General features: G+C 63.0%; 24 protein-coding genes, 1 pseudogene and 1 riboswitch. Of the genes and pseudogenes, 17 read left to right on the forward strand and 8 right to left on the reverse strand.

Features of this window, described 5'->3' with window-relative positions; genetic code table 11:
* Positions 1-389: 389 nt before the first annotated feature.
* Together ubiA and A3AU_RS0114085 are read right to left on the reverse strand one after the other, a co-directional pair.
* On the reverse strand, positions 390-1,373 hold the full coding sequence (gene ubiA, locus A3AU_RS0114080) for a 4-hydroxybenzoate octaprenyltransferase (protein WP_027053408.1): 984 nt from the start codon (positions 1,371-1,373) through the stop codon (positions 390-392).
* Positions 1,374-1,431: 58 nt separating this feature from the next.
* On the reverse strand, positions 1,432-2,343 hold the full coding sequence (locus A3AU_RS0114085) for a LysR family transcriptional regulator (RefSeq protein ID WP_027053409.1): 912 nt from the start codon (positions 2,341-2,343) through the stop codon (positions 1,432-1,434).
* Positions 2,344-2,432: 89 nt separating this feature from the next.
* Here A3AU_RS0114085 and A3AU_RS0114090 point away from each other — a divergent pair, with 89 nt between their 5' ends.
* Positions 2,433-3,254, forward strand: coding sequence for a phytanoyl-CoA dioxygenase family protein (locus A3AU_RS0114090; RefSeq protein ID WP_027053410.1), 822 nt, complete (start codon positions 2,433-2,435; stop codon positions 3,252-3,254).
* A 280-nt stretch (positions 3,255-3,534) separates the two neighbouring features.
* Positions 3,535-4,812, forward strand: coding sequence for a phosphoribosylamine--glycine ligase (gene purD, locus A3AU_RS0114095; protein WP_027053411.1), 1,278 nt, complete (start codon positions 3,535-3,537; stop codon positions 4,810-4,812).
* A gap of 5 nt (positions 4,813-4,817) precedes the next feature.
* On the opposite strand, the gene A3AU_RS0114100 is transcribed toward purD, so the two are convergent.
* Positions 4,818-5,927: a glycoside hydrolase family 25 protein gene (locus A3AU_RS0114100; RefSeq protein ID WP_027053412.1), complete on the reverse strand. Its 1,110-nt coding sequence runs from the start codon at positions 5,925-5,927 to the stop codon at positions 4,818-4,820.
* A 138-nt stretch (positions 5,928-6,065) separates the two neighbouring features.
* Positions 6,066-6,302: a hypothetical protein gene (locus tag A3AU_RS0114105; protein ID WP_027053413.1), complete on the reverse strand. Its 237-nt coding sequence runs from the start codon at positions 6,300-6,302 to the stop codon at positions 6,066-6,068.
* A gap of 214 nt (positions 6,303-6,516) precedes the next feature.
* Between A3AU_RS0114105 and A3AU_RS0114110 the strand changes: the two genes are divergently transcribed.
* On the forward strand, positions 6,517-8,286 hold the full coding sequence (locus A3AU_RS0114110; protein WP_027053414.1) for an acyl-CoA dehydrogenase family protein: 1,770 nt from the start codon (positions 6,517-6,519) through the stop codon (positions 8,284-8,286).
* 32 nt (positions 8,287-8,318) lie between these two features.
* The gene (locus A3AU_RS0114115) at positions 8,319-9,071 is read left to right on the forward strand and encodes a crotonase/enoyl-CoA hydratase family protein (protein WP_027053415.1); all 753 of its coding nucleotides are present in this window, start codon (positions 8,319-8,321) and stop codon (positions 9,069-9,071) included.
* A gap of 12 nt (positions 9,072-9,083) precedes the next feature.
* Here the strand turns inward: A3AU_RS0114115 and pdxH are convergent, their stop codons facing one another.
* Complete coding sequence (gene pdxH / locus A3AU_RS0114120) at positions 9,084-9,701, reverse strand: pyridoxamine 5'-phosphate oxidase (RefSeq protein ID WP_027053416.1); 618 nt, start codon at positions 9,699-9,701, stop codon at positions 9,084-9,086.
* A 40-nt stretch (positions 9,702-9,741) separates the two neighbouring features.
* Here pdxH and A3AU_RS0114125 point away from each other — a divergent pair, with 40 nt between their 5' ends.
* The 5 genes from A3AU_RS0114125 to A3AU_RS0114145 all read left to right on the forward strand — a co-directional run bounded on the left by A3AU_RS0114125 (position 9,742) and on the right by A3AU_RS0114145 (position 13,870).
* The gene (locus A3AU_RS0114125) at positions 9,742-10,203 is read left to right on the forward strand and encodes an RT0821/Lpp0805 family surface protein (RefSeq protein ID WP_027053417.1); all 462 of its coding nucleotides are present in this window, start codon (positions 9,742-9,744) and stop codon (positions 10,201-10,203) included.
* Between the two features lie 107 nt (positions 10,204-10,310).
* Positions 10,311-11,252, forward strand: a complete 942-nt coding sequence (locus A3AU_RS0114130; RefSeq protein WP_027053418.1) for a DnaJ C-terminal domain-containing protein — start codon at positions 10,311-10,313, stop codon at positions 11,250-11,252.
* Between the two features lie 104 nt (positions 11,253-11,356).
* The gene (fabI, locus tag A3AU_RS0114135) at positions 11,357-12,175 is read left to right on the forward strand and encodes an enoyl-ACP reductase FabI (protein WP_027053419.1); all 819 of its coding nucleotides are present in this window, start codon (positions 11,357-11,359) and stop codon (positions 12,173-12,175) included.
* Positions 12,176-12,216: 41 nt separating this feature from the next.
* Complete coding sequence (locus A3AU_RS0114140) at positions 12,217-12,804, forward strand: histidine phosphatase family protein (protein ID WP_027053420.1); 588 nt, start codon at positions 12,217-12,219, stop codon at positions 12,802-12,804.
* A 73-nt stretch (positions 12,805-12,877) separates the two neighbouring features.
* The gene (locus tag A3AU_RS0114145; protein WP_027053421.1) at positions 12,878-13,870 is read left to right on the forward strand and encodes an IS481 family transposase; all 993 of its coding nucleotides are present in this window, start codon (positions 12,878-12,880) and stop codon (positions 13,868-13,870) included.
* Here A3AU_RS0114145 and A3AU_RS0114150 read toward each other — a convergent pair.
* Positions 13,867-14,127 (reverse strand): DUF1344 domain-containing protein, encoded by a 261-nt coding sequence (locus A3AU_RS0114150; protein WP_027053422.1) that lies wholly within the window; start codon positions 14,125-14,127, stop codon positions 13,867-13,869. The genes A3AU_RS0114145 and A3AU_RS0114150 overlap by 4 nt on opposite strands.
* Before the next feature lie 183 nt (positions 14,128-14,310).
* Here A3AU_RS0114150 and aroC point away from each other — a divergent pair, with 183 nt between their 5' ends.
* Together aroC and ribB are read left to right on the forward strand one after the other, a co-directional pair.
* On the forward strand, positions 14,311-15,411 hold the full coding sequence (gene aroC, locus A3AU_RS0114155; protein WP_027053423.1) for a chorismate synthase: 1,101 nt from the start codon (positions 14,311-14,313) through the stop codon (positions 15,409-15,411).
* A gap of 116 nt (positions 15,412-15,527) precedes the next feature.
* Positions 15,528-16,628 (forward strand): 3,4-dihydroxy-2-butanone-4-phosphate synthase, encoded by a 1,101-nt coding sequence (ribB, locus tag A3AU_RS0114160; protein WP_027053424.1) that lies wholly within the window; start codon positions 15,528-15,530, stop codon positions 16,626-16,628.
* A 52-nt stretch (positions 16,629-16,680) separates the two neighbouring features.
* On the opposite strand, the gene A3AU_RS0114165 is transcribed toward ribB, so the two are convergent.
* Positions 16,681-17,904 carry an MFS transporter gene (locus tag A3AU_RS0114165; protein ID WP_027053425.1) on the reverse strand — a complete coding sequence of 408 codons (1,224 nt, stop codon included), beginning with the start codon at positions 17,902-17,904 and terminating at the stop codon, positions 16,681-16,683.
* Between the two features lie 116 nt (positions 17,905-18,020).
* Between A3AU_RS0114165 and A3AU_RS0114170 the strand changes: the two genes are divergently transcribed.
* Positions 18,021-18,629 carry a TetR/AcrR family transcriptional regulator gene (locus A3AU_RS0114170; protein ID WP_027053426.1) on the forward strand — a complete coding sequence of 203 codons (609 nt, stop codon included), beginning with the start codon at positions 18,021-18,023 and terminating at the stop codon, positions 18,627-18,629.
* Between the two features lie 90 nt (positions 18,630-18,719).
* Entirely contained in the window at positions 18,720-19,703 is a 984-nt protein-coding gene (locus A3AU_RS1000000138930) for a hypothetical protein (protein ID WP_027053427.1), read from the forward strand.
* A 119-nt stretch (positions 19,704-19,822) separates the two neighbouring features.
* On the opposite strand, the pseudogene bluB reads toward A3AU_RS1000000138930, so the two are convergent.
* Positions 19,823-20,494: pseudogene (gene bluB, locus A3AU_RS1000000140330) on the reverse strand (5,6-dimethylbenzimidazole synthase); the annotation flags it as partial.
* Between the two features lie 3 nt (positions 20,495-20,497).
* A riboswitch (cobalamin riboswitch) is annotated at positions 20,498-20,695 on the reverse strand.
* 126 nt (positions 20,696-20,821) lie between these two features.
* Between bluB and A3AU_RS0114185 the strand changes: the two are divergent.
* From A3AU_RS0114185 to A3AU_RS0114200, 4 genes are read left to right on the forward strand one after another with little or no spacing between them, the layout of a single operon-like run.
* A complete protein-coding gene (locus tag A3AU_RS0114185; RefSeq protein ID WP_027053428.1) occupies positions 20,822-21,748 on the forward strand; it encodes a histone deacetylase family protein in 927 nt (308 codons plus the stop codon).
* Between the two features lie 3 nt (positions 21,749-21,751).
* On the forward strand, positions 21,752-22,003 hold the full coding sequence (locus A3AU_RS0114190; RefSeq protein WP_027053429.1) for an exodeoxyribonuclease VII small subunit: 252 nt from the start codon (positions 21,752-21,754) through the stop codon (positions 22,001-22,003).
* Positions 22,004-22,046: 43 nt separating this feature from the next.
* A complete protein-coding gene (locus A3AU_RS0114195) occupies positions 22,047-22,313 on the forward strand; it encodes a DUF2277 domain-containing protein (RefSeq protein WP_027053430.1) in 267 nt (88 codons plus the stop codon).
* Between the two features lie 9 nt (positions 22,314-22,322).
* Positions 22,323-23,243, forward strand: coding sequence for a pirin family protein (locus tag A3AU_RS0114200; protein WP_027053431.1), 921 nt, complete (start codon positions 22,323-22,325; stop codon positions 23,241-23,243).
* Positions 23,244-23,428 lie beyond the last annotated feature (185 nt).

Genomic DNA, 23,428 nt, shown 5'->3' on the forward strand with positions numbered 1-23,428 from the left:
ACGCTGGCAGGCGAGCCGATTGCCATCGAAGAGACTGAGAACGGCGAATGGGCGATGCGCTTCTATGCCCATCCGCTCGGCTTCATCGACCACAAGCACATGAAACTGGTTCGCCGAAGCGCCACACCAACCAAACCGCCTGGCGCGGCGGCGAACCCATCATAAGGGGGAGAACTGTTACCCATGTATCCGGTTCAAACTGGTACCCATCTATCGGCTGGACACCGGCAGGGCGATGAGGGGCGGCGCCGGCCTAGGTGTTTAGACACCTCAAAGCCTGATCGGATGCATGCCACAATGCATTTCATTTGCCTCCGAGGTGGGCGCTGCCCCTCATCCGGCTGCCGCCACCTTCTCCCGTATAGTGTGTTTGGACCGGAGAAGGGAGCCTACACCAGCGGCTTCAGCGCCACCCACAATGCACCGCCGATCAGGCCGAGGAAGATCAGCCAGCCGACCTGGTTGTTCGATCGGAACAGCCGCAGGCATTGGTCCGGATCGTTGATGTCCAGGATCGTGATCTGCCGGGCCATATGGGCGCCGGCGGCGATCAATCCCGCCAGCGCCACCACTGGCGCCTGCGCGGAGGCAAAGGCGATGGCGAAGCAGATCAGCGTGCCGCCATAAAGCCCGACCAGCCACGACTTGGTGTTATCGCCGAACAATCGTGCCGTCGAGCGCACGCCGACAATGGCATCGTCTTCCTTGTCCTGATGCGCGTAGATCGTGTCGTAGCCGATCACCCACAGGATCGAGCCGATATAGAGCATGATGGCGGGACCATCGAGATCGCCGAACTCGACCGCCCATCCCATCAGCGCGCCCCAGGAAAAGGCAAGGCCGAGAAACAGTTGCGGCCAGTTGGTTATCCGCTTCATGAATGGATAGATGGCGACGATCGCCAGCGAACAGACGCCGAGCAGAATGGCGAAGCTGTTGAACTGCAGGAGCACGGCAAGGCCGACCAGCGCCTGTAGGACGAGAAACAGCCAGGCCCGCCGGCGCGTCGCCTGGCCGGACGGCAGCGGGCGCGACCGGGTCCGTTCGACCTGGTTGTCGATGTCCTCGTCGACGATGTCGTTGTAGGTGCAGCCGGCGCCACGCATGGCGATGGCGCCGACCAGGAACAGCACGAGATACCATGGCGCCGGCAGCAGCGACAGCAGCGGGTCGCCGGGGCGGGGATAGGCGCTTGCGGCGAGCGCCGCCGACCACCAGCACGGCCATAGAAGCAACTGCCAGCCGATCGGCCTGTCCCACCGCGCAAGCTGCGCGTAGGGCCAGATCGAACGCGGCAGCACGCGGTAGACCCAATGGCCGTTCGGCGCATCGGCGACACGGCCCTGGGTGGCTTTCGACTGGATAGGTTCCATTGCCATGGAGTGGCAGCAGCGGTGGAAACCGTCAAGCGGCAAGCGGACCGTCAACCCGTCAGGCGGTGAAGATGTCGCGCGTGGAAAACCAGGTCTTTGCGGTCTCGACGAAAGCAAGCACTGTCTTCGACACGCGCTGATGCGTGTCGTAGGTGAGGATGATGCGCTGCATCGGCAGCGGATCCGACAGCGGCTTGCAGATCAAGGGCAGCCCGTCATAGCTGCGGTCGCCGCTTGGCCTTGTGTAGCTGACGGCGACACCAAAACCGTTCGCCACCATGCTGCGCTGGAGCTCGAACGAACTTGTCGCCCTGTCGGCGACCGGCGAGAGGCCGCGGCCGCGGAACAGGTCGAGCATATGCTGCCAGCTGTGCGGCTGGTCCGTCGTGATCAGCGGATAGGCAGCCAGATCCGCCAGGCTGACCGATGGTTGGTTCGTCAATGCGTGGCCCGCCGGCAGCAGCGCATGCGGCCGAAGTTCACGCAGCAGGATGCGGGCGAAATGTGTCGGCAGGCTCAGATCATAGGTGAGGCCGAGATCGATGGCGGCATCGCCGAGCCGCCGCCCGAGCGTCTCGAACGTCTCGTCGCGAACGACGACTTTCACCGCGGGATAGCGTTCCGAAAAGGCGCGGATCAGCGCAGGTGCGAAGAACGGCGCCAGGTCCTCGAAGCAACCCAGCACCAGTTCGCCGCCAACAGCCGATTTGCTTGAACCAAGGCCAACGAGTTCGTCCGTTTCGGTGAGAACCTGTCTCGCCTTGGCCACGAAGGCGCGACCGAACGATGTCGGCGATACGCCGCTTCCGCGCTGGCGGACGAACAGCTTCTGGCCGAAATTCTTTTCGACCGCGTCAATCGCAACCGAAATCGAAGGCTGCGAGACGTTCAGCATCTTTGCCGCGCCGGTGACGCTGCCGTGACGTGCCACGGCGACGAGATAACGCAACTGTGTGAGAGTGACATTCATAGGATTGCCCTATGTACCAAATGAAAAGTTATTATTTTACTGAATGAAAGAGGATTGCGATAGTCGGTTCATTCCACGAGGAGAACGCCATGGCTTCCCAAACTGCAGCCCGTGCGATCAAAACCGATATCATCGACGCGGACACAATCGCCGACTACCAGCGTGACGGCGCGGTTTGCATCCGCGGCGCCTTCAAGGGCTGGGTCGATGTGATTGCCGCCGGCATCGAGCGCAACATGCAGAACCGCAGCGCCACCGCATCGGACATCGCCAATGGCAGCGGCAGTTTCTTCGACGACTACTGCAACTGGGAGCGCATCCCGGAATTCGTCAAGGTCGTGCGGGAATCGCCGGCCGCTGAACTTGCGGCGGCGGCGATGCAGTCGCGCACCGCGCAATTCTTCCATGACCACGTGCTGGTCAAGGAGCCCGGTACGCAGAAACCGACTCCCTGGCATCAGGACATCCCCTATTATTTCGTCGACGGCCAGCAGACGGTGAGCTTCTGGATTCCCATCGACCCGGTGAAGGAGGCGACGCTGCGCCTGATCGCCGGCTCGCACAAATGGGACAAGATGATCCTGCCGGTGCGCTGGCTCGACGACAGCAATTTCTATGCCGGCGAAGGCGACTATCTGCCGGTGCCGGATCCCGACAAGGACCCGTCGATGAAGGTGCTCGAATGGGAGATGGAGCCGGGCGACGCCATCCTGTTCGACTTCCGCACCGCGCATGGCGCGCGCGGCAATCCGACCGCGGCACGGCGCCGGGCGCTGTCTCTGCGCTGGGTCGGCGACGATGCCCATTATGTCGAGCGGCCGGGCCGCACCTCGCCGCCCTATCATGGCCACGGCATGCAGCCGGGCCAGAAATTGCGCGAGGACTGGTTCCCCGTGGTCTTTCCCGCCTAAATCGAGTTGCCAGAAAATCGGCGGCGATGGCTGTCGCCGATTTTTGGCCGGGATAACGTTCCCGTGCGCAAATCCGATCAAAACACCCTGATGCCTTGACCCGTCGCCCGGAGCGCAATAGCGGGTTCTCCAAGAGACTGTTTCGAAATTCGCTCTGGCGAGTCATATGGTGGTGGTTTCGAGAACCGTAGCGCAGCGGACATCTGGTCCGTGAGCAACGGAAGCGCAGAAAACGCATCAGATGGCCGCCAGAGTAGAATTTCGGCATCAAGAGGTGGCCATGAACGTTCTTCTTCTGGGCTCCGGCGGCCGCGAACATGCGCTTGCCTGGAAGATCGCCGCTTCGCCGCTGCTGACCAAGCTTTATGCGGCGCCCGGAAACCCAGGCATCGGCGGCGAGGCCGAACTGGTGAAGCTCGATATCGCCGATCATGCCTCCGTCACGGCCTTCTGCCGTGAGAAGAAAATCGACCTCGTCGTGGTCGGTCCGGAAGGGCCGCTGGTCGCCGGCATTGCCGACGATCTGCGTGCCGAAAACATCCGCGTCTTCGGACCTTCCAAGGCCGCCGCGCGGCTGGAGGGTTCGAAGGGTTTCACCAAGGACCTCTGCGCCCGGTATGATATCCCGACCGCCGCCTATGGCCGTTTCGGCGACCTGGCCTCCGCCAAGGCCTATGTCGAAAAGACCGGCGCGCCAATCGTCATCAAGGCCGATGGGCTGGCCGCTGGCAAGGGTGTCACCGTCGCCATGACGCTGGACGAGGCACGGGCGGCGCTAGATGCCTGCTTTGAGGGCTCCTTCGGGGCCGCCGGGGCGGAGGTGGTGATCGAGGAATTCATGACCGGCGAGGAGGCGAGCTTCTTCTGCCTCTGCGACGGCAGCACGGCACTTCCCTTCGGCACGGCACAGGACCACAAGCGCGTCGGCGACGGCGACACCGGCCCAAACACCGGCGGCATGGGCGCCTATTCGCCGGCCCCGGTGATGACGCCGGAGGTGGTCGAGCGCACCATGCGCGAGATCATCGAGCCGACCATGCGCGGCATGACCGAACTTGGCGCGCCTTTCGCCGGCATTCTCTTCGCCGGGTTGATGATCACCGACAAGGGGCCGAAGCTGATCGAATACAACACCCGTTTCGGCGATCCGGAATGCCAGGTGCTGATGATGCGGCTCAAGGATGATCTGCTGGTGCTGCTCAACGCCGCCGTGGACGGTCAGCTGGCGCACACTTCGATACGCTGGCGCGACGAGGCGGCGCTCACCGTGGTGATGGCGGCGAGGGGTTATCCCGGTACGCCAGAAAAGGGGTCTGTCATCCGCGGCGTCGAAGGCGCGGCGGGCGAAGGCGTGCAGATATTCCATGCCGGCACCGCCATCAACGGCGGCGCGCTGGTTGCCAATGGCGGCCGCGTCCTCAATGTCACCGCGACCGGCGCCACCGTCGGCGAGGCGCAGACGCGAGCCTATGCCGCGCTCGACCGGATTGATTGGCCGGATGGCTTCTGCCGCCGCGACATCGGCTGGCAGGCCGTGGCGCGCGAGCGGGCGAGGTAGCAACGCTACCGCTGGCCGCGATCAATCTCGGTCGAAGCGGTGCTGACCGGGTCGGCCGCGGCAAAGGCGGCGTCGAGTTGCTCGGCTGAGCGCTGCCCGGCTCGCTTCCAGGCCACATATTGCACAATGCCGAAGCCCGGCCTGCGGGGCACCGTCTTCACTACCGGCATGCGGAACCCGTCGCTGAATTTGGACCAGCGCGAACCGAGCACCGCGACCATTTCCTCGAAGGTCGGCGGTGTTGCCACATCCGCATAGACGAGGGTGGCCTTGCCGGCGAGCGCCGCTTCGCGCGAGAGCGGCACCGGTACGCTGGCAAGATAGTCGGATGGTACGTCGATCAGCCCGCCAAAGGGCCATTGCTGGCGCAGCGTGGCGGCATCCGTCGGTACGACGTTGACGTCGATATCGTCAGGCGTGCCGGCCACCCTGTAGGGGCAACGGAAGCGGCCGCAATTGGCCTGTGCCGAGAATTGCCAGAGCGCATAGCCCTGCCAGTTGCCCATCGGAAAATGCACGTCGATATCAGGCTTGTAGCGCGCGTACCAAAGTGGCAGCCGCGACAGCAGCCGGTATTTGTAGCGGTTGTCGGCGATGTACTGGGCCGTCTTGCCGTTGGTGTAGAGAACCGGGAAGCGGCCCATGCGCCGATGCACCTGGCGCACGAACTCCTCGGCATCGTCGAGCGACATCCATTGCTGGGGATCGATGCCCTCGATGTCGAGAGCCATGAGATCATCCGGCGCCGGGTCGGCGAAATCGAGGAAATTATTGGCCTGTTCGACCGGATTGCCGGGGCGGGCGAGATGATAGGCACCCCATTTCATGCCAAGTGCCTTGGCCACGACCCGGCGCGTCTGGAACAATTCGCGCGTCACCGCATGGCGCTTCCACAGCGCTTTGCAGAGCTTCATGTCGGTCTCGCCGCCGAAGCAGAAATAAGGCGGCGGCATGCCGTCGGACGCCTTGTTGATGAAGGCGGCGATGCGCTTGTCGGTGGCAAGCTGCGCCCAGTCGATGGAATTGTACTCGTAGGCGTCGACCACCAGCGCGCGGTCGGCGTTCTTCCACGGCTCGGAAAAATCCGAGGCCTTTGCCGCCGTCGACAACGCCATCGTCGCTGCGAAAGCGAGAAGCGCCGTGCGGCGAAAGAGGCGCACCGTCCTTTTCAAACAGGCAATCCCCGTTGATCAAAGGCAGATGCTGAACCGCTATGGTTAAGGAAATGCTTCCCGATGCTCGCGCCGGCCAAGTCAGCGTCGCATGAGCGGTTGAAATTCAAACGGGTCGGGCGCGGGCTCTTGCCGCAGCGTGCCTTCTGCGGCGCGCTTGCGGTGGTGGGCGAGCGAGCATTGCGGCGAGCACAATATGCCGCGATCCGACCAGTAGGCGGCGCCGTGTTCCAGCTGGCCGCCATGATGCCAGAATCCCGTTGCGCGATAGGGCAGGCCGCATTCGATGCAGCGATAGGCGTCGGGTCTGGCGAGCATGGATGGTTCCGTTCGGCTGGTTCTGGTCTTTCGCCGGTCGGCTCGATCCGGCATCGATCGAATTTAATACAGGCTGGCGCGATTGCAAAATCCGCGTGACAAAATTTGACGTTTACGTAAAAAGAAGATGGGAGACCGCCCAAAGGCGGATGGTTTTGCGGCGGCCTCGGCCTTAGGGTCGGGGGAGGCCGATGCATCAGGAGGATCGAGCGGCATGTATCGGGCACCGGTCGAGGATATTGCGTTCACGCTGAAGCATGTGGCGGGCATGAAACCGGCCCTGGATACCGCCGCGTTCGGCGATTTGGGTGAGGATCTGGTCGACGCCGTCCTTGGCGAGGCCGGCCGGTTCGCCACCGAGGAGGTGGCGCCGCTCTACAAGATCGGCGACGAACACGGTTCCGTGCTGAAAGACGCCGCCGTCACCACGCCGCCCGGCTGGAAAGACCTTTATCGCCGCTGGATCGATGGCGGCTGGAACGCGCTTTCCGGTCCTGAAGAGTATGGCGGCCAGGCTTTGCCGACCATGCTCGGCGTCGCCGCGCTCGAAATGTGGAATTCGGCCGCCATGGCCTTCGGCATCGGCCCGACGCTGACCATGGGCGCAGTCGAAGCGCTCGACAAGCATGCCTCTGAAGACCTCAAGGCGAAATATCTCGAGAAGCTCGTCTCCGGCGAATGGATGGGCACGATGAACCTTACCGAGCCGCAGGCCGGCTCCGATCTCGCCGCCCTGCGCGCCCGCGCCGAGCCTGCCGGCGACGGCACTTATCGCATCTTCGGCCAGAAGATCTTCATCACCTATGGCGAGCATGATTTCACCGACAACATCATCCATCTGGTGCTGGCGCGGCTGCCGGATGCGCCTGCCGGCACACGCGGCATCTCGCTGTTCCTTGTGCCGAAGTTTTTCGTCAACGACGATGGCTCGCTCGGTGGCCGCAACGACGTGTTCTGTTCCGGCCTCGAGCACAAGCTCGGCATCCATGCCTCGCCCACCTGCACCATGATTTATGGCGATGGGTTCCAGGGCACCAGGCCCGGCGCCATCGGCTGGCTGATCGGAGAGGAGAACAAGGGCCTCGCCTGTATGTTCACCATGATGAACAACGCACGGCTTTGCGTCGGCATGCAGGGTGTGGCCGTCGCGGAAGCAGCTACCCAGAAGGCGATCGCCTATGCCAATGAACGCCGCCAGGGCAAGGCGGCGGATTACGCGGGTGCCGGCATGGCGCCGATCGTCCATCATCCCGACGTGCAGCGCAATCTCCTGACCATGAAGGCGCTGACGCAGACGGCGCGGGCAATCAGCTATTGCTGTGCCCACGCCATCGACAAGGCACGGATCTCCGATGGTGACGAGGCTGCACATTGGCGCGACCGCGCCAATCTTTTGACGCCGCTCGCCAAGGCGTTTTCGACCGATATCGGCGTCGAAGTCGCCTCGCTCGGCCTCCAGGTGCATGGCGGCATGGGCTTTATCGAAGAGACGGGTGCGGCGGCCTTATACCGCGACGCGCGCATCGCGCCGATCTATGAAGGCACCAATGGCATCCAGGCGATAGACCTGGTGACCCGCAAGCTGCCGCTCGGCGGCGGCGAGCATGTGCATGGCTACATCGCCGAGTTGAAAGCAAGCGCCGATCAGGTGCGGACTTCGAACCGCGACGGTTTCGGCCGCACCGCCGATGCGCTCGACGCCGCGCTCGGCGACCTGACACAAGCGACGCGTTTCCTGCAAAAACTGTCGGCCGACGGCCGCACGGAGCAGGCGCTGGCGGGGGCGACGCCATATCTGCGGCTGATCTCGCTTGCCGCCGGCGGTGCCTATCTGGCGCGCGGCGCTCTTGCCGATCAGGGACGTACCGCTCTTTGCCGCTTCTTTGCCGAGAATCTGCTCGGCGAGGCGCGCGCCTTGAAGGAGCGCGTCATCGACGGCGCGGAGAGCCTCGCTGCCGCTGGCAAGACGCTTATATCAGCCTGAATTCTCACAGCGCTCACCAGGGAAAAATGACCGTGACAGACCATATTCTCGTCGAGCGCCAGGGCGCCATCCAGATCATCCGCATGAACCGCCCGGACAAGAAGAACGCGCTGACGCGCGCCATGTACGCGAAGATGTCGGCGGCTCTTGCCGAAGGGGATGCGGATCCGGCGGTCCGCGTCCATGGTTTCCTCGGCGTGCCGGGCGCGTTCTCTTCCGGCAACGACCTTGCCGATTTCATGGTTGTCGCCACCGGCGGCGATGGCGGCACGGAAGTCTGGGATTTCCTGATGGCGCTGGCCAGGGTCGAAAAACCCATCGTCTCCGGCGTCGATGGCATAGCGGTCGGCATCGGCACGACGATCAACCTGCATTGCGACCTGACCTTCGCCACGCCCCGCACCGTGTTCAGAACGCCTTTCGTCGACCTGGGCCTTGTCCCCGAGGCCGGATCCAGCCTGCTGGCGCCGCGCATCCTGGGCCAGCAGGGCGCGTTCGCCCTGCTTGGCCTTGGAGAAGGCTTCTCGGCCGAGCGCGCGAAGGCAGCCGGCCTGATCTATGACGTGGTCGAGGAGGGCGCGCTGGAGGCCTCGGTACTCGCGGCCGCCGGCCAGATCGCCGCCAAACCGCCGCAGGCGCTGAAGATCGCGCGCGATCTGATGCGCGGCTCGCGCGACGACCTCGTCGCCCGCATCGGCGAGGAAAGCGAGCATTTTCGCGAACGCCTGAAGTCGGACGAGGCGCGTGCGGCGCTGACCGCCTTCATGACCCGGAAGAAGAGCTGAGGCCTCGCCCCGTCAGGGATACAGGCGCGTCTTGTCCCAACCGCCCTTGGCGTTGCGTGAGAAGACCACCCGGTCGTGCAGCCGGAACGGCCTGTCGTGCCAGAATTCGATCGTCTGCGGCATGATGCGGAAGCCCGACCAGTGCTTTGGCCGCGGAATCTCGCCGATCGCGTAACGCGCCGTGTATTCGGCGACGGCTTTCTCCAGCGCGAAGCGGCTTTCCAGCGGCCGTGACTGTTTCGACGCCCAGGCGCCGATGCGGCTGCCACGTGGCCGCGTCGCGTAGTAGGCGTCGGCTTCGGCATCGCCGACGATCTGCACCGGGCCGCGGATGCGCACCTGACGGCGCAGCGATTTCCAGTGGAAACACATCGCCGCCTTCATGCTGCCAAGAATCTCCTTGCCCTTGGCGCTTTCGAAATTCGTGTAGAACACAAAGCCGCTTTCATCGAACCCCTTGAGCAGCACCATCCGCACGTCAGGCATGCCTTCGGCATCGACGGTCGCCAGGGCCACGCCGTTGGCGTCGTTGATTTCGCTCTTGGTGGCGTCGTCCAACCATGCGGCAAAGAGGCGAAACGGCTCGGCCGCTTCGGTAAAGTCACTGCTTGTTAACTCGGTGTCGCTCATAGTTTTTCTCAAATTGTCACGAAATCAGGGAGGTTGCCGATTGTCGCGTATCGCGCAAGCTTTTGACAGCAGGCAATGGAGCGTTATCGCTTCGGCCAGCGCGAAAGCGGCGATCGTGGCGGCCGCCTTGCCGCTTGCCGCCTGCGGCGCGGGCGGCTTCAGCCTGGAGAAGGCCGAAGTCGACCGTTCGATCCTGACCAGCAGCATGCAGGCCCCATCAGCGCCCGCCGATTCGGATCGCGACTCCGACCAGACGACGATCGGCAATGCGGTGTCCTCCGCCGACATAGAACAGCTCGGCGGCCAGGCCGTGCCGTGGGCGAATTCCGGCACAGGCTCACGCGGCTCGATCACCGAACTGGCGGAATTGAAGGACAGGGGCCGGACATGCCGCCGCTTCAAGGCCTCGCGCGAAAGTTTTGACGGCGTTGCCATGTTCGAGGGCGAACTGTGCCTTGCCAGTGCCGGCGGCTGGCGCATGCAGGGCTTCAAGGCGCTCTGAACTCTGATTTTCCACTTTTGATATGACGGTCCGCCACTGGAATTTCTTCCTATGCGGGCGCATATAGGGGGCAAGTATGGACTCAACTCCTTTCCAGGGCAGAACGCATGCGCGACCCGTATGAGGTGCTGGGCGTTGCGAAGAACGCATCGGCCAAGGACATAAAATCGGCGTACCGGAAACTCGCCAAGAAACATCATCCGGACCAGAATCCGAATGATCCCAAGGCGAAGGACCGCTTTGCCCAGGCCAATCAGGCCTATGAGATCGTCGGCGACGAGAAGAACCGCGCCGCTTTCGATCGCGGCGAGATCGACGCCGACGGCAAGCCGCGCTTCCAGGGGTTTGAAGGCGCTGCCGGTGGCGATCCCTTTGGCGGGTTTCGCCGTCAGCAAGGGGCCGGCGGTTCGCGATTCGAATTCCGGTCAGGACGCCCGGGCGGCGATCCTTTCGACGGCAACAGCGATATTTTCAGCCAGATTTTCGGCGACGCCTTTTCCGGCGCGCGCGGCGCGGGCCAAGGCGGGGCAGGAACAGGCGACCGTCGCCAGCCGGCGAAGGCTGCCGATCTCAACGTCACGCTCGACGTCACCATCGAGGAAGCCGCGACCGCCGAAAAGGTGACAGCCATGTTCCCCGATGGCCGCAAGGTTGTGGTCAAACTGCCGGCCTTTGTCGAGGATGGTCAGACCATCCGGTTGAAGGGGCAGGGCGAGCAGGGGCCGGGCCAGCCCGGCGACGCGCTGGTCAAGATCCATATCCGCCGGCATCCGCGCTACCGCATCGAGGGCCGCGACCTGCATGCTGATCTGCCGGTGTCGCTGGCGGATGCCGTGCTGGGCGCCAAGGTGCCAGTCGAGACTCCGACCGGCAAGCTTGCCGTCAATGTTCCTGCCTGGTCGAGTTCGGACAAGATCCTGCGCCTCAAGGGGCGGGGTCTTCCGGAAAAAGCCGGCGGCCATGGCGACCTCTACGCCCATGTGCGCATCATGCTTCCGGACGGCGGCGACAACGCGCTGGAAACGCTGTTGCGCGGCCAAAAAGGCTGATCCCGCGCTTTGTCCCCCGAACTGTCCGGTTTGAGCGCTTGAAGGGGCTGTGTGCCTGTGCGATAGGCACTCCACAAAGCATAAACCTTGCGGAGAGCGCTCACATGGCGGGTGGACAGGGCCTGATGGCCGGCAAGCGCGGCCTCATTCTTGGCGTCGCGAACAACAGATCGATTGCCTACGGCATCGCCAAGGCCTGTGTTGACCACGGTGCCGAGATCGCGCTGACTTATCAGGGCGAGGCGTTCAAGAAGCGCGTCGAGCCGCTGGCGGCGGAACTGGGCGCCTTTGTCGCCGGTCATTGCGACGTCACTGACCCGACGAGCCTCGACGAGGTTTTCGCCAATGTCGCCAAGCATTGGGGCAAGCTCGACTTCCTTGTCCATGCCATCGCTTTTTCCGACAAGGACGAACTGACCGGCCGCTATGTCGAGACGACGCGCGACAACTTCCTGCGCACCATGGACATTTCGGTCTATTCCTTCACCACCATCGCCAAGCGCGCCGAGGCGCTGATGACCGAGGGCGGCTCGCTGCTGACGCTGACCTACTACGGCGCCGAGAAGGTGATGCCGCACTACAACGTGATGGGCGTCGCCAAGGCAGCGCTCGAAGCCAGCGTGCGTTATCTCGCCGTCGATCTCGGCGGCAAGAAGATCCGCGTCAACGCCATCTCAGCCGGCCCGATCAAGACGCTGGCCGCCTCCGGCATCGGCGACTTCCGCTACATATTGAAGTGGAACGAATACAATTCGCCGCTGAAGCAGACGGTCACGCAGGAGGAGGTCGGTGATTCCGGCGTCTATTTCCTGTCCGACCTGTCGCGTGGCGTCACCGGCGAAGTGCACCATGTCGATTCAGGCTACCACGTGGTCGGCATGAAGGCGGTCGACGCGCCTGACATTTCGACGGTCAAGGAATAACTCCCTCCGCCCAGGCCTTGGCCCGACCTTCGGAAGACCTGATGTACCCGCTGGTTTATATCGTGCGCCACGGCCAGACCGCGTGGAACGCCGAGTTGCGGCTTCAGGGTCAGGCCGACACCGATCTCAATGTCCTCGGCCGCGAACAGGCGACTGGAAACGGGCTTCGGCTGGCCGAACTCGTACGCGATCCCGGGGAATTCGACTTCGTCGCCAGCCCGATGCGGCGGACGCGCGAAACGATGGAGCGTATTCGCGCCGCGATGAAGCTCGATCCAGGCGGTTATCGAACCGACCCTCGCCTCGTCGAAGTCAATTTCGGTGATTGGCAAGGATTTACCTTCGCCGAGCTGGAAACACAGTCTCCCGGAGCGAGTCGGACCCGCGCACTCGACAAATGGAATTTTCAGCCGCCCGGCGACGGGGCGGAGAGCTACCAGATGCTGCTCGAACGAGTAAAACCCTGCTTCGATGCGCTCGACCGCAAGACGGTCTGCGTGACGCATGGCGGCGTCATGCGCACTTTGTTCCGCTTCGTGCTTGATATGGCTGAGGACGAGGCCGCAAACCTGGAGATACCGCAGGATCGCGTACTCAAACTCCAAGGCAAGAGCCTGGAGTGGCTTTAGATCGCCTGACCTCTAGATGTTTGATCCCAGGCTTTGATGGGGCATCCTTATCTTCCGAATCAAAGGATGCGCTATGGGCCAGGTTCTGCATGGGAGCGCCACAACGACAGAGGCGGTCCGTCGAGCGATACAGCATAGTCAAGAGAGCCTGAGGACGCTGGCCAAGCGCTATGGGATCAATCAGAAGACGGTTGCTAAGTGGAAGACGCGAACTTCGGTCGCCGATCTGCCGACTGGTCCGAAGGAACCGAGATCGACAGTGCTCTCGATCGAGGAGGAGGCGGTAATCGTCGCCTTCCGGCGCTACACGTTGCTACCGCTCGACGACTGCCTTTATGCCTTGCAGCCAACCATCCCGCACCTGACGCGGTCTTCATTGCATCGGTGCCTGCAACGTCATGGCATCGGCCGGTTGGCGGATGTCGAGGGCGACAAACCGGCGAAGAAGAAATTCAACAGCTACCCGATCGGCTACTTCCACATCGACATTGCCGAGGTCAGGACCGAGCAGGGCAAGCTACACATGTTCGTGGCCATAGACCGCACCTCGAAATTCGCCTTCGTCGAGTTGCACGAGAAGGCCCCCACCGCCGTATCGAGAGACTTTCTACTGCGGCTGATCGCGGCCGTCCCCTACAAGATTCATACAGTGCTTACAGACAACGGCATCCAGTTCACCACCCCCGGTGCCGGTGGGTCGGCGGTGCCGCTGATCAAGGAGGCAATCGCCAATGGCGAGATATTCCGCGCTCACGCCTTCGAGTACACCTGCGCCAGGAATGACATCGAGCACCGCACGACCAAAGCCAGGCATCCGTGGACCAACGGCCAGGTCGAGAGAATGAACCGGACCATCAAGGACGCCACCGTCAAGCGCTTCTACTACGAGAGCCATGACCAATTACGCACCCATCTCGCCGACTTCGTTGCCGCCTACAACTTCGCCCGCAGGCTCAAGACCCTCAAAGGTCTCACGCCCTACGAGTTCATCTGCAAGGCGTGGGCGTCACAACCGGAACGCTTCAAACTAAATCCGCTCCAGCAAATGCCGGGACCAAACCTCTAGTTCGTGTCGCTGTCCGGCAACTGCATATCGGTTACGACGTTTTCGCCATCCGTCACATCGTAGGCGATGACGATATCCATCCCCGGCTTCAGCGCGTCGAGATCGGTCTCGGCGTTCAGCTTGTAGGACTTGCCGTCATCCAGCGTCAGCGTCAGCGCATCCTTGTCGATCTTCTTGATCAGGCCCTCGGTCTGGCCGGCGAAAGCAGCGGTGGAAAACAGCAGCGTGGCGGCAACAGCGCCAATCAGGGTACGCATCATCGTCCTCTTTGGTCATTGCGCCGGCATGTTAGCGGCGGATCCTCAACGGCGAATGGAGCAGAGCAGAAACCAACCGAATGTGTCAAAACTAAATCCGCCAGATCACGGTTTGACCCCTGTGGAAAACGCCAATAGAAGGCAGGCTTGAACCGGCTCCGTTGCCGGGCAGGGCACGTTTCCATGTCTCACAACACGTTCGGCCATCTTTTCCGCGTCACCACCTGGGGCGAAAGCCATGGTGCAGCGCTCGGCTGCGTGGTCGATGGTTGCCCGCCTGGCATCCGCTTCACGCGCGACGAAATCCAGGCCGAACTCGACAAGCGCCGGCCGGGCCAGTCGCGTTTCGTCACGCAGCGCCGGGAGCCGGACGAGGTGAAGGTGCTGTCGGGCTTCGTGCTGGACGAGGACGGCGAGACGATGATCACCACCGGTACGCCGGTCTCGATGCTGATCGAGAATGTCGACCAGCGTTCCAAGGATTATGGCGAGATCGCCCGCCAGTACCGGCCGGGCCATGCCGACTACACCTATGACGTCAAATACGGCATACGCGACTATCGCGGCGGCGGCCGCTCCTCGGCCCGCGAGACGGCCGCCCGCGTTGCAGCCGGCGCCTTGGCGCGCAAGGTGGTGCCCGGCATGGTGGTGCGTGGCGCGCTGGTGTCGATGGGCGAAAAGTCGATCAACCGCGCCAACTGGAACTGGAATTTCATCGGCAATGCCGAGAACCCGTTTTTCACGCCCGATCCCGCCTCCATTCCCGTCTTCACGCAGTATCTCGACGGCATCCGCAAGGCCGGATCCTCGGTCGGAGCGGTGATCGAGATCGTCGCCGACGGCGTTCCGCCGGGGCTCGGCGCGCCGATCTATGCCAAGCTCGACCAGGACATCGCGTCGGGCCTGATGTCGATCAATGCCGTCAAGGGCGTCGAGATCGGCAGCGGCTTCGAGGCCGCCCGCATCACCGGCGAGCAGAATGCCGACGAGATGCGCATCGGCAATGACGGCAATCCGGTGTTCCTGTCCAACAATGCCGGCGGCATCCTCGGCGGCATCTCGACCGGCCAGGCGATCATTGCCCGTTTCGCCGTCAAGCCGACCTCGTCGATCCTGACGCCGCGAAAGTCGATCGACAAGGACGGCCACGACGTCGAGGTGATGACCAAGGGCCGGCACGACCCCTGCGTCGGCATTCGCGCCGTGCCGATTGGCGAGGCGATGGTCGCCTGCGCCATCGCCGACCACTATCTGCGGCATCGCGGACAGACGGGAAGGGTGTAGACCCTGGGCAGCAGGAATATTGCTGCACTGTTCATCGAAACAGCCAAAATTTTCCTTTTCCCTACTCCCTTACTGCCCTATTCCCCTACTGCCCTGCGAGCAAAGCGAGCACTTCCATGCCTTACGACCAGAAGAAGATCGTCGAAGCCATCCGTGCTTTCGAACGCGGTGAGATCGTCGTCGTCATGGATGATGACGGGCGCGAGAACGAAGGCGACCTGATCGTCGCCGCTGTCCATTGCACGCCGGAGAAGATGGCCTTTATCATCCGCAACACTTCCGGCATCGTCTGCACGCCGATGCCGCGCGAGGAAGCCAAGCGGCTCAACCTGCAGCCGATGGTCGCTGACAATGATTCCGCCCACACCACCGCTTTCACCGTCAGCGTCGATTTCAAGCATGGCACGACGACAGGCATTTCGGCCGATGACCGCACGCTGACCGTGCGCAATCTTGCCAATGGCAATGTCGGCGCTTCAGATTTCGTCCGTCCGGGCCACATATTTCCGCTGATCGCGCGCGAAGGCGGCGTGCTGATGCGTTCGGGCCATACAGAGGCGGCGGTCGACCTCTGCAAGCTCGCCGGCCTGCAGCCGATCGGCGTCATTTCCGAACTGGTCAATGATGACGGCACCGTCAAGCGCGGCCCGCAGGTGCAGGCCTTCGCCGAAGAGCATGGCCTCAAGCAGGTGTCGGTCGCCGACCTCATCGCCTACCGCCAGCGCAAGGAAACGCTGGTCGAGCGCGTCGCCTGCTCCGATATCGATACGCTCGGCGGCAAGGCGCAGGTGTTCACCTACACGCTGCCCTGGGACACCATGCATCATGTCGCCGTCGTCTTCGGCGACATCCGCGACGGCGAGGATGTACCGGTGCGGCTGCATTCCGAGGATGTGGTGACCGACGTCTTCGGCACCAGCCATCGGCTGGATGCCATCATGAAAGCGATGGGCGAGCGCAAGCGTGGCGTCATCGTCTACCTGCGCGAGGGCTCGGTCGGCGTGGCCCACCAGGAGCGCAAGCGTCCTCAGTCCGGCGACCGCGAGGATCACGAAGAGGCACGCCGGCGCGAGAATGAATGGCGCGAAATCGGCCTCGGCGCGCAGATACTCAAGGATCTCGGCATTTCCTCGATCAACCTGATCGCCTCGCGCGAGCGCCACTATGTCGGCCTGGAAGGCTTTGGCATCCACATTGCCAAGACCGAGATTATCTAGGCAGGAAGGGGCTGAGCCTTCGGAAGTGTACTTGACGGCTGACTCCTAATCGTTACTCCGCAGGAGCGATGGCTGCTTCGCATCCGTCCAGGTCGCATTTGTGAGTGGCCAGGCTGCGCTGGCCGAGCAGCACCGTCGCCAGCGCGATTGCGCCCGATGCCACAGAGACCCAGAACCCGTTCTGGGCGCCGAACGCGTCAACAGCCGCTCCGGCGGCGAACGAACCGAGCGCCATGCCGATGCCGATGCCGGTGGTGACCCAGGTGATGCCCTCGGTCAGCATCGCTTCCGGCACATGGCGTTCGATCAGGCCGAAAGCCGTGATGAAGGTCGGCGAGATCGCCACGCCGCTTATGAATACGGTCAGCGCCAGAAGCGGCACGCTGTTGGCGGTGAGCGGCATCAGCGTGCCGAGTGCAACCAGGGCTACCGCGATTGCCAGCTGGCGCTGCAATGGTGCCTTCAGGTTCAGCGCGCCGACAATGATGCCGAGCACGAACGACCCCAGCGCATAGACGCCGATGACGAGGCTGGCGGCGCCGGCTTGGCCGAGCTCCTTGGTGATGGCCACGGTGCTCACTTCCGTTGTCGCGAAGGTGGCGCCGATGAAGATCAGGGCGAAGGTGATGATCTGCACCGGGCGCAGCCGGATCGCCGAGCCGCTCGAGCCCTGGTCCACCGGACGCACATGCGGTTCGGTCGATCGCTGCAGGATGAACGCCATCGAGCCGAAGGCAAGGAACAGCGTGCTCGCCAGCATGCCGGCTTCGGGGAACAGGGCGGTACTCAGGCCGACCGAGAGCGATGCTCCGGCGATATAGACCAATTCGTCCGCCGCCGACTCGAAGGCAAACGCAGTGTTCATCTCGGACCGGCCGCGAAAAAGCTCGGTCCAGCGCGCGCGCACCATGGCCGGCATGCTGGGCATGGCCGCTGCCAGCAGCGCAGACAAAAACAACGTCCAAGCCGGCCAGTCCTGATTGGCCGACGCAATCAGCATGAGGAACGCGAGTACGGAGATAATTGTGGTCGGCATGACGATCCGCGTCTGGCCAAGACGGTCCACCAGCCTCGATATTTGCGGCGCCACGAAAGCATTGGCCAGCGCGAATGTCGCCGAGACGGCACCCGCCAGCCAATACTCACCGCGTGTCTGCGACAGCATCGCCACGATGCCGATCGGCGCCATCGCGATCGGCAGGCGCGCCACGAAGCCGGCGGTTGCAAAACCTTTGGCTCCTGGGACGCGGAAGATTTCCGAATAGGGGTTTTGCATGGGTTCCTCGACAAAGGACAATTCGACAACTACATACGAAGCGTATGAAGATTAGATAGAGCATACGCGGCGTATGTCAATTGGCATACGTCGCGTATGTGGATAAGGCCAGAAGCATGCACCGACCCCGCAAGGAGATGATCGCCGAGACGCGCGCCAAGCTGATCGCCGCGGCCCGCCAGGCCTTCGGCACGACAGGCTACGCCGAAGCGTCGATGGACGATTTCACCGCATCGGCCGGACTGACGCGCGGCGCCCTCTATCATCACTTCGGCGACAAGAAGGGGCTTCTGGAGGCGGTTATTGCCGAAATCGATGCCGAAATGGCGGCTCGGGTGAATGAGGTCGCATCGAAGGCGCCGACCCGCTGGCAGCATTTCGTCGACGAATGCACGACCTATATCGAGATGGCGCTGGAGCCGGAAATCCAGCGCATCATGTTCCGGGATGGCCCGGCCGTGCTGGGCGATCCGGCGCAATGGTCGAATGCCAATGCCTGCGTCGGTTCAATGACCGATCATCTGACCGCGCTGCAGGGGGAAGGAGTGGTCGTCCCCAGCGTCGACCCGGAGACCGCCGCGCGGCTGATCAATGGCGCCAGCAGCCAGGCGGCGCAGCGGATCGCCAATTCGAACGACCCTGAAGCGACGTCGAAGATGGTGGTGGCGGCGTTCAAGCAACTGCTCGAAGGCCTGCTCAGAAAACCGGATACCCCGAGGAACTGAAATCCCGTCTGCGGCCTAGTGCGCGCCCCCGATTGACAATCTTCGGGGTGAGCGCATCCTTTGCAGCCATCTCTGAGGGGAGATTCGGGCATGTGGGATTTCGAGATCGGCAGGTCGGTGTCCATCATGATGCGGACCTGGCCCTTCATTGTCTTTCGCATGATCGTCTATTTCGGCATTACGCTGGCCTACATCATCGCGACTGGCACCGGTGCCTCGGTCGGCTTTGGCGTCGGCCATATCTCTACCGATCCCGACGGGCCGATGTCCTTCGCCCTGTGGGGCGGGGTGGTCGGCTTCGGCGTGGTCTCGATCGCCGTCTACTGGATCCGCGAATACATCCTCTACGTCGTCAAGGCCGGCCATATCGCCGTCATGGTCCATCTGATCGATGGCCGGGATGTTCCCGACGGCCAGAACCAGATCGCCTATGCCAGGCAGGTGGTGACAGAGCGTTTCGCCGAGGCCAATATTCTTTTCGTCGTCGACCAGCTGGTCAAGGGTGCCATCCGCGCCATCACCGGCCTGCTCGGCGGCATTGCCGCCTTCCTGCCCATTCCCGGCTTGAGTGGCCTGGTCTCTTTCATCAACACGGTGATCCGCCTGTCGCTGACCTATGTCGACGAGATCATTCTCGGCTACAACATCCGCATCAACTCGTCCTCGCCCTTCGAAACCGCGCGGGAAGGCGTCGTGCTCTACGCCCAGAACGGCAAGACCATGGTGAAAAACGCCGTCTGGCTGGCGGTGATCATGTGGGGCGTGTCGTTCGTCATCTTTCTGCTGATGCTGGCTCCGGCCGCCGCCATTTTGTTCCTGATGCCAGGGCAGCTCGCCGGCTGGGCCTTCGTTCTCGCCATCGTCTTCGCCTGGGCCTTCAAGGCGGCGTTTATCGAGCCGTTCGCCATCGCCTGCCTGATGCAGGTCTATTTCAAGACCATCGCCGGCCAGGTGCCCGATCCGGCCTGGGACGCTAGGCTGGCCGAGGCGTCGTCGAAGTTCCGGGAGTTGAAGGACAAGGCGCTGGCCTCGTTCGGCGGCTCACGCTGGGGCACGGCCGGCGCGACGCGCTGATCAGCGGCGCATGCCCGCTCAACAACAAAGCCGTTGAGCCGAGACGCCGTGGATTTGAGCGGCGCTTCGCCTTGCCCGCCAAAAGTCTCGCTCATGATCAAGTCGGGCAGCGGCAGGCGCCGGCCCCAGCCATGCGTTTCAAGGTCCGGTTTGGGAGCGAACTCGGAAACACGGCCGACGCAGAGATAGGCGATCGGCGTCACATGCTCGGGAATGGACAGCAGGTTCTTCAATGCTTTTGGTTCGATGATGCTGACCCAGCCGACACCCACGCCTTCGGCCCGTGCTGCCAGCCAGAAATTCTGCGCCGCGCAGACGGTGCTGTAGAGATCCATCTCCGGATTGTGCCAGCGTCCAAGGGGTGAACCTTTCGAACGCTCGCGATCGCAGGTGATGCAGATGTTGAGCGCGCTTTCGCAGATGCCTTCGAGCTTCAGCTTGCGGTAAAGCGCCTGCCGCTCTTCCTCGATGGCCGGCAGCTCCTGTTCTCGCGCGGCCAGGAACAGGTCGCGCACTTCCGCCCGCCGCGCCGTTTCGCGAATGACAATGAAATTCCAGGGCTGCATGAAGCCGACCGATGGCGCGTGATGGGCGGCAAGCAGAAGCCGCGCCAGCACCTCGTCTTCAAGCGGGGTCGGCAGGAAATGGCTGCGCACGTCGCGCCGCGTGAACATGGCGCGGTAGACCGCGTCGCGTGCCGCCTGTTCAAATCCATCTTCCGTTGCAGCGGTCATGGCTTCTGGCATCGCTTGTCCCCTTGCGATTGCAATCAATGCCATCCGCCTGACCATGCGGATGACGATGCCTGCCAGGCCGGTCTTCTGGCTCGGGATCAACCCGCGTCCGGTGCCTTCCCGTCATCGACAGTGGCATTTACCGGCGCGGTCCCCCTTACAGCGTTGGGCACGCCACGGAATCAAACCGTGTTCCCGATTCTCCCGCCAGAGCATTTGCGAAAACAAACAGACCGGCGGGCACCAGGCAGTGGCGGCACCTTACGCCGAAGCGCCCGCGGACGCCAATCCCCACAGCGACGCCAATGGACGCAGGTATGATTTTCCCCAGCGATCAAGCTGCAATGCATGGCCATCGCGGCGCCGGGGCACTAGATAGGAAGCATGACAACCCGTCTCTATACCCATCCGATCTTCCTCGAGCACATCACCCCGCCCGGTCACCCCGAACGACCGGATCGCTTGCGCGCCATCGAGCGCGTGCTCGACGACGAGGCCTTTGCCGCGCTTGACCGGGTCAAGGCGCCGGAAGGTGATGAGGCCACCATCCTCTACGCCCATCCCGCCGATTTCGTCGCCCGCGTGCGCGCCGCCATTCCTGACGAGGGCATCGCGCGCATCGATGCCGACACCACCGCCAGTCCGAAGAGCTGGCAGGCGGTGATCACCGCGATCGGCGCCGCCAACGCCGCCGTTGACGACGTCTTTACCGGCCGTGCCGACAATGTTTTTGTTGCCGCGCGCCCACCCGGCCACCACGCCGAAAAGACCACGGCCATGGGTTTCTGCTTCTTCAACACAGCGGCGATCGCGGCCCGCTACGCGCAGAGGAAGCATGGCGCCGAGCGTGTCGCCGTCGTCGATTGGGACGTGCACCACGGCAATGGCACGCAGGATATTTTCTGGGACGATCCATCGGTGCTCTACTGCTCGACGCATCAGATGCCGCTCTATCCCGGCACCGGCGCCAAGAACGAGACCGGCGCCGGCAACATCGTCAACGCGCCGTTGGCGCCGCAGACCGGCAGCGAGGTGTTTCGCGATGCCTTCCTGTCGCGGGTGCTGCCGGCGCTCGACAATTTCGCGCCTGACCTGATCATCATTTCGGCCGGCTTCGACGCGCACCACCGCGACCCGCTGGCCGAAATCAATCTCACCGAGGACGATTTCGATTGGGCGACCGGCCAACTGATGCAGCGCGCCTCGCGCCACAGCGGCAACCGGCTCGTCAGCCTGCTCGAGGGCGGCTACGATCTGCAGGGACTGGCATTTTCGGTCGCCGCCCATGTCGGGCGACTGATGAAAGGATGAATTATGGCTGCTGAGACCAACGAAGACGTCAAGGCGATGAGCTTCGAACAGGCACTCGACGCCCTGGAGAAGATCGTCGATGATCTGGAGCGTGGCGACGTACCGCTCGACCAGTCGATCCGCATCTACGAACGCGGCGAGGCGCTGAAGGCGCATTGCGACCGGCTGCTGAAGGCGGCCGAGGACAAGGTCGAGAAGATCAGGCTGTCGCGCGACGGCAAGCCGGTCGGAGCGGAGCCGCTCGACGCCGAGTGACTGAAAATTGGGGCGGGAAGAAAACAGGTAGGGAGTTCAAGCAATGTGCCGAAACATCAAGACCTTGTTCAACTTCGAGCCGCCGGCCACCAATGACGAGGTGCGCGACGCGGCGCTGCAGTTCGTGCGGAAGCTGAGCGGTTCGACCAAGCCCTCCAAGCGCAACGAACATGCATTCAACCATGCGGTCGAGGCGATTGCCGCGGCGGCGCGCGAGCTCGTCGATTCGCTGGAGACCAGCCAGGAACCGCGCAATCGTGAGGAAGAGGCTGAAAAGGCGAAGGCCAGATCAGCACTCCGATTTGCCTGAGAGCCAGCCATGAGCTTCTTCCCGGGGAAAGACCCTGAAGCCGGCGACGCCTTTGCCAGCGATCAGATCGAGCTGATGGTCATCCCGAACGCCAAGGACATTGGCGGCTTCGAGGTGCGCCGCGCCTTGCCGACCGCCAAGAGGCGGCTGGTCGGGCCGTTCATCTTCTTCGACCGCATGGGGCCGGCGATCCTGCGTCCCGGCCAGGCAATGGATGTCCGCCCGCATCCTCATATCGGCCTGTCGACGGTGACCTATCTGTTCGACGGCAAGATCAGGCATCGGGATTCGCTGGGCACCGAAATGGTGATCCAGCCCGGCGACGTGAATTTGATGACCGCCGGGCGCGGCATCGTCCACTCCGAGCGCACACCTGAAGAACTGCGCGGCGCAGCGATGTCGATCTCCGGCTTGCAGACATGGCTGGCCTTGCCGGACGGCAAGGAAGAAGTCGCCCCGGTGTTCGAGAACACCGCTGCCTTGCGGCTTCCCGACATCGATGCCGAAGGCGTCAGCGGCCGTGTCGTCATTGGCGATTTCCAGGGGCTGCGCTCCCCGGTGAGGGCCGATGCCGAGACGCTTTATGCCGATCTCAGGCTCGCGCCGGGCGCCAGCGTAAAGATACCGGCCGAGGCGGAAGAACGCGCCATCTATACGCTCCAAGGCGAGGTCGCGATTTCTGGCGATGTCTTTCCGGCCGAGCGGCTGTTGGTCTTCCGGCCCGGCGACGAGATCATCATATCGTCGCAAGGCGGCGCGCATTTCATGCTTTTCGGCGGCGCCTCGCTCGGTTCGAAGCGCTACATCTGGTGGAATTTCGTCTCCTCGTCGAAGGAACGCATCGAACAGGCCAAGCAGGAATGGAAGACGGGCCGCTTCGACATCGTTCCTGGAGATGCGGAAGAGTTTATTCCGCTGCCGGAAAACTGATGCATGTCGCCCAAAAGTGGCACGGTTTTGGGATCACGATATGCATAAAAACCGATGCATGTCGCCCAAAAGTGGCACGGTTTTGGGATCACGACATGCACAAAAACAAGTGAATATCGCCCAAAAGCGGCCCGGTTTCGGGACCAGGATGTGCACGAAAGCAAGGACTTGAAAGTGGGTCGCAT

This window comes from Mesorhizobium erdmanii USDA 3471, assembly GCF_000472705.1.
GTDB classification, from domain to species: domain Bacteria; phylum Pseudomonadota; class Alphaproteobacteria; order Rhizobiales; family Rhizobiaceae; genus Mesorhizobium; species Mesorhizobium erdmanii.